At 52.8% G+C, this 6,000-nt stretch carries 2 protein-coding genes; both read left to right on the top strand.

The genetic code is table 11. The features are described 5' to 3' along the window. The first annotated feature begins 372 nt into the window (after positions 1 to 372). On the top strand, positions 373 to 4,470 hold the full coding sequence (locus DW089_RS11500) for an ESPR-type extended signal peptide-containing protein (RefSeq protein WP_199614770.1): 4,098 nt from the start codon (positions 373 to 375) through the stop codon (positions 4,468 to 4,470). A 384-nt stretch (positions 4,471 to 4,854) separates the two neighbouring features. Next, positions 4,855 to 5,076, top strand: coding sequence for a hypothetical protein (locus DW089_RS11350; RefSeq protein ID WP_105325458.1), 222 nt, complete (start codon positions 4,855 to 4,857; stop codon positions 5,074 to 5,076). Positions 5,077 to 6,000: the final 924 nt, after the last annotated feature.

A 6,000-nucleotide genomic window follows, 5' to 3' on the forward strand; every position in this document is an offset into this window, starting at 1 on the left:
GAGTGTCCAGAAAGCCGGCAGTGGGGGATGCCCCGTGCCAACGCAAAGGGTTCCCAGGCCGCACCTACATAACCAAAATACGTACTTCACACACGTACAACAATCCTTATTTCGTACCATAAATTTGAGTACTATTACATAAATAATGAATTATATTACAAAACGCTGTACATATTATATAGTTATTTCGTATTCGTGAAAAATTCATTACATCATATTCTTTGTTTAATAACATAATGCTTATAAAATATAAAAACAATTAAAAGAAAACTGAAAAGTCATTGACAATTGTCCTCTAATGGAAGATAATTTGATACAGAGAACAGTTCTTAATTGTGCTCAAAATGGAATACGAGAAAAGGGGCGAGGTTTATGAACAAGGCATATCGAGTCATTTGGAGTCGAGTAAAACATTGTTACATCGTTGTCTCCGAACTGGCAAGAAGCCACACGAAAAAATCTGGGAACGCCAGAGCTGGGGGAAAAAGCATGGCAGCTCTTTGTACGTTCCTATTGCTCAGCAGTGCCGGTGTCGCAGGAGCAGCTGACACCACTGTTGGCGGCGGAGCAGGTGTGGCCTATGGGACGGGCAGTTCGGCACCCAAAGCGGAAAATGTGGCTATCGGGAAAAATGCCACCATTTCCTACTCTGGCGGCGTTGGGCAGCCATCTACAGGCGATATTGTTATCGGTGGTGGTGCACATACCAATAACTATATTGACCAAGGCGGTGGTATCGCAATTGGTGCCAATGCTTTTGTGGAAAATATGGTTGGAGGCTTAGAGCGATCTTTTGATTTTAATCAGGCCCAATATGATAGCATCTTTGGCATATCGTATGGATTCCCGAAAGATCCATCAAAAATGGTAACTGGTGTAGCTATTGGTCAGAATACCTATGCCCGTTCCGGCAGCGTCATGCTTGGTACTCATAATTATAAGGGAGCATTAGGCGACACAGAGGTCGATAGTGCAAATGCAAAGGCTGATAATATGTCGTTGTTTTCTACAACGGTAGGTGCCAATAGTTATACAAATGGATTATTTTCTTCCGTAACAGGCTCGTACTCCATTGCATCTTCTGATTATAGTGGTGGAACTACTAATGCTGTAAAGAATTTTGGCGCGACTATTACAGGTTCTTTAAACAGCATCGAATCGAAAACAGCATCCTCCGCTTACTCCGGCATCGCCAGCAGTATTGTTGGTGTGGCCAACAGGGTATACAATTCCAACGGAGCTTTGGTCTTTGGTGCCGGCAATGAAATTACCAATTCTGTTACTGATGTATCGGCTTTGGACCTTAATTTTGACAATGCATCGCCCAATGCACTGCGGGATAAGTTGAAAGGCATGCTGAAAGATGCCAACGGCGGCGGTTCTACCCTGGCCATTGGCGGCGGCAACACGGCGGATTATACCCTGCTGACCCAGATTTCCGGGGTCAGCAACACCATTACCGGTTCCTCCAGCACCCCTGCCAAGCTGAACTATATTGCCGGGTTCCAGAATACCATAACAAATGCTTCCAATAATATTGTCATGGGGGACAAGCATACAGTTACGGCAGAAAACACCATTGCCATCGGTGGTTTGTCCAAGGCTGAAACCCGTTCTGTGGCCAATACCACGTCCCTGGGTTATGATGCCCTGGTCAGCCAGGAGGGCGGCGTAGCCCTGGGCTACCAGTCCAAGGCGGCGGTAGACAAAGGCGCAGCGGGCTACGACCTGTCCACCAACGCAGCCTCCACCGATACCAGTTCCACCTGGAAAGCCACCGCAGCGGCCGTTTCTGTGGGCGATGCGGATAACGGCCTTACCCGTCAGATTACCAGCGTGGCAGCCGGCTCCGCCGATACCGATGCGGTAAACGTAGCCCAGCTGAAAAAAGCCGTAAGTTCCGCTGCTGGTTCTGCCGCCCACTACTATAGCGTAAAGAGCGACGAGCAGGGCGACGGTTCCAACTACAACAACGATGGCGCCAAAGGCCGAAACGCACTGGCAGCCGGCGTAAATGCTTCGGCAAAAGGCTTCGAATCGGTAGCCATTGGCTATGGCACTAAGACCACCGCAGACAACACCGTGGCCATCGGCAACGGCAGCCAGGCTATCGGCAAGCACGGCGTGGCCATCGGCGACGGTGCCACCGCAGGCTCCCCGGACGGCAACTACCTTTTTGGCAACATTGCCATCGGCACCGGAGCCAATTCCGCCGGCGGCGTTGCTATCGGTGATAATTCCAAGGCCGGGAATTACAGCTTGGCAGCTGGCCTCTATTCGGAAGCCGGCGACCGGGCCGCAGCTGCTGGGTATTCCAACAAAGCCACTGGCCAGTGGTCCTCCGCTTTGGGGGTAGGCAACGAAGCCTCGGCCCTTTCCTCTACGGCTGTGGGCAATGGCAACAAGGTGTCCGGCCTCAGCTCCGCCGCAGTAGGCGTGAGCAATAACGTAGCCCAAAATAATACCTTCGTCCTGGGCAGCCGCGTGACCACCACCCAGGCGAACAGCGTGGTCCTTGGAGCTGGTTCCGCCGACCGGGCGGCCACCAGTGAGACCAAGGGGACCATCACCCTTTCCGACGGAACCACCCGGGAATATGGGAACTTTGCAGGCACTAGCCCAACTGGCGTGGTCAGCGTAGGAGCTAAAGACAGTGAACGGCAGATCATCAACGTGGCAGCCGGAAAGATCAGCGCCGACAGCACCGATGCCGTCAACGGCAGCCAGCTCTACAGCCTGGCCAACGAAGTGGGCAAAAACGCAGACGCCATCAAGACCATTAACACCCAGATTACCAACGTCACCGCCGAAGCCGGTAAGCACACCACCGTAAAGGCCGGGGCTAACAAGAACCTGACCGTCACCGAAGGCACCAATGCTGCCGGCGGCAAGGAATATACTGTGGACCTTTCCGAAAATCTCAATATTGGTGGGCCGGGCAAAGACGGCAAGGACGGTACGGACGGCCATATGGGCATTAACGGCAAGGACGGCGTTTCCGGCGTAGGCATCGACGGCAAGGACGGCATCTCCGTCAAGGGCGACAAAGGCGAAGTGGGCATTAACGGCAACGATGGCATTTCCATCAAAGGCGCAGACGGCAAGGACGCAGTGGCCATTAACGGCAAAGATGGGGTCGGCCATATCGGTCTCACCGGACCTGCCGGGACCAACGGCAAGGATGGCACCAATGCCGTGGATATTTCCGTGAAGAACGGCTATAACGGCCAGGACGGCACAAGCGGCGCTGCCGGAGTAGACGGCAAGGACGGTATTACCCGCATCGTTTACGAAGACAAAACTGGAGAACATCAGGTAGCCACCCTGGACGACGGCATGAAGTACGGCGGCGATACCGGAGATGTCATCGCCAAGAAGCTGAACAACCAGGTGAACGTTATCGGCGGTATTACGGACCAGGGAAAACTCACCGCCGCAGATAATATCGGCGTGGTCTCTGACGGCAAAGACAACCTAAAGGTGCGGCTGGCCAAAGACCTGACAGGTATCACCTCCATCAGCAATGGAGGCAATACCACCATTACCCTGGGCGATAACGAAGTGAACGTGAACAACGCCAAAATCACCAATGTGAAGAACGGAGACATTTCCGAAGGGTCCAAAGATGTGGTAAACGGCGGCCAGGTCTATAATGTAACGCGGAATTTAGAACAAAAAATAGACAATTCCGCAGCACAGCTGGGCAGCCGCATCAACAAACTGGGCGACCAGGTAGAACGGGTAGGAGCTGGCGCAGCAGCTCTGGCCGCACTCCATCCCCAGGACTTTGACCCCGATGACAAATGGGACTTTGCAGCCGGCTATGGCAATTACAAAGGAGCCAATGCAGTGGCCGTAGGCGCCTTCTATCGCCCCACCGAAGACGTGATGTTCTCCGTAGGCGGTTCCTTCGCTGGAGGAGAAAACCTGGTGAACGCCGGCGTCACCTTTAAACTGGGCCAGCACAACCACGTCACCCGTTCCCGGATAGCCCTGGCCAAAGACGTACTGGAGCTGAAGCAGCTGGTAGCCAAGCAAAGCGCCATAATCCAGCAGCTCATGGCCGGACAAACCCCAGCAAGCCCCGCAGCCCAGAACGTTGACTTCCCCGATGTACCTAAAGACCATTGGGCTTATACCTACGTGAAGACCTTGGCCGACAGAGGCTACCTGAAAGGCTATCCGGACGGCGAATTTAAAGGTAACCGTACGATGACTCGTTATGAATACGCAGCCATCATCTATAGAGCCCTGCAAAACGGCGCCCCTGTAGATGGCAATATGGGCCGCTCTTTGGGTGAATTTGGCCCCGAAATCCAAAAAGTCGCAGAAGCCGACCACTTCCGGGTAGACCGGGTTTCCGGCAAAGACAACGACCGGCATAAAATCGAACGCCTCCGGGTCAACGACCAAGACGACAAAGCCCAGCACGTATTCCGGGACGTGTACGGCAGCCAGATTAAAAAATAGAGAAAAAGCTAAGTCAAGTAAGAAAACAAACCCCACGAAAGCGTCAGTTGTTCGAAAGAATAACTGACGCTTTTTCACAGGGGGCTGGCGGGTTGTTGCGGCCAATGGACCTGAAGTGATGTGGTGCCGGGAATCCCCGCTCAGTCAGCCACTAGCGTGGCTGCCAGCTCCCCCCTAGTGGTTCGCGGCTAGCTGCGCAGCTACGTCCTACGGACTTGCTTTGCAGGCCGCTATCACAGGGGACGCATTAGCCGGCCCGCCTTTGGACCCATGTTATGGCGGACCGGATGCGTCTCCCAAAGGTTGGAGCCTTTAAATGGACGTGCGGTCAGCGGGGATGGGGGGATGAAAACAAAAATTGCTTCAAGTTGTTGAGGAATCAAGATGGAATATATGGCAGAACAGGAACCCCAACCAGGTCCTGCTTTAGAACCAGGGCAGGACCGACCTTCCCCTTCTCCAGTGCGTGCCGAGCAACGCACTGGTAAGTGGAAGGCAATGTGGCGCAAGCGCCACAAAAACATGGATGCGGACGTGCTGGTCGATAGTAGTGGAGATTTGAAAGCTAATGTAGTAATAACCGCTATACTATTGATTAATAAATGACCAGTGGGGGGTTAGTATGCCTTCTGCAAACGTTGCGGTCGTGTCCAAACAGCGATACGGGTATTCCAAAAGCTGTTTGGTGTATGCGAGCCATGTGATAGCTGCCTGTGAATCTAGTCTGCAAGACGAAGATGAACAGCTAGCAGCGAACTACTGAGAAGGTGTCGCATTTTCCTTTAAAGCCCCCTTCAAGCGTTGCGGTCACGTCCAAACAGCGTCACAGGTATTCTAGAAGCTGTTTGGTACACGTGCCCCATGTGATAGCCGTCCAAGAAGCAAGTCCGTAAGGACGCTGCTGATTGGAACACGGCGAACCACTAAGGAGGTGGCAGCCACTACCTTCCACGTTTGGGAGTCGCATCCGGTCGTCCACATCAAGGCAGCAATGGAGGACCGGCTAATGCGACCTCTGTGATAGCATTCCAAGAATCGAGCTCGAAGAGCGAAGATGATTGGTACAATGCGAACCACTCGGGGAAGGGGAACCGCCCGTAGGGTGGTGGAAAGGGGGCTGACGGAGAAAGTTTCTAATTGTAAGGACGCTGCTGATTGGAACACGGCGAACCACTAAGGAGGTGTCAGCCAAAGGCTGACGGAGGAAGTTTACTCGGTTTTTCGCGGCCCTTGGCCGCGATTTGCCTTCTCTTTACCTGTTCGCTATGCGAACAGGTAAAGGGGAAGGAAGGCATTGCCGAAGGCAATGCCAGGATGGGGTTCAAAACCAAGATACCTGTACTACACTCGTTGAGAACGTCGACCAAAAATCCGGTACAGAGTTTTCTACAGCTAGAGATTGCTTTACGTTCGAGATTTTGACCTAGTTGGACTACCGTCCTTCATGCACTAGCCCCAAAAGGGGATAGCATTTTCCTGGCTCTTCACGTTTTATTGTGGGATGGCAGATTTCTGCCATCCTTCTTTTAT

Source organism: Acidaminococcus sp. AM05-11 (genome assembly GCF_003472805.1).
GTDB classification, from domain to species: Bacteria; Bacillota; Negativicutes; order Acidaminococcales; family Acidaminococcaceae; genus Acidaminococcus; species Acidaminococcus hominis.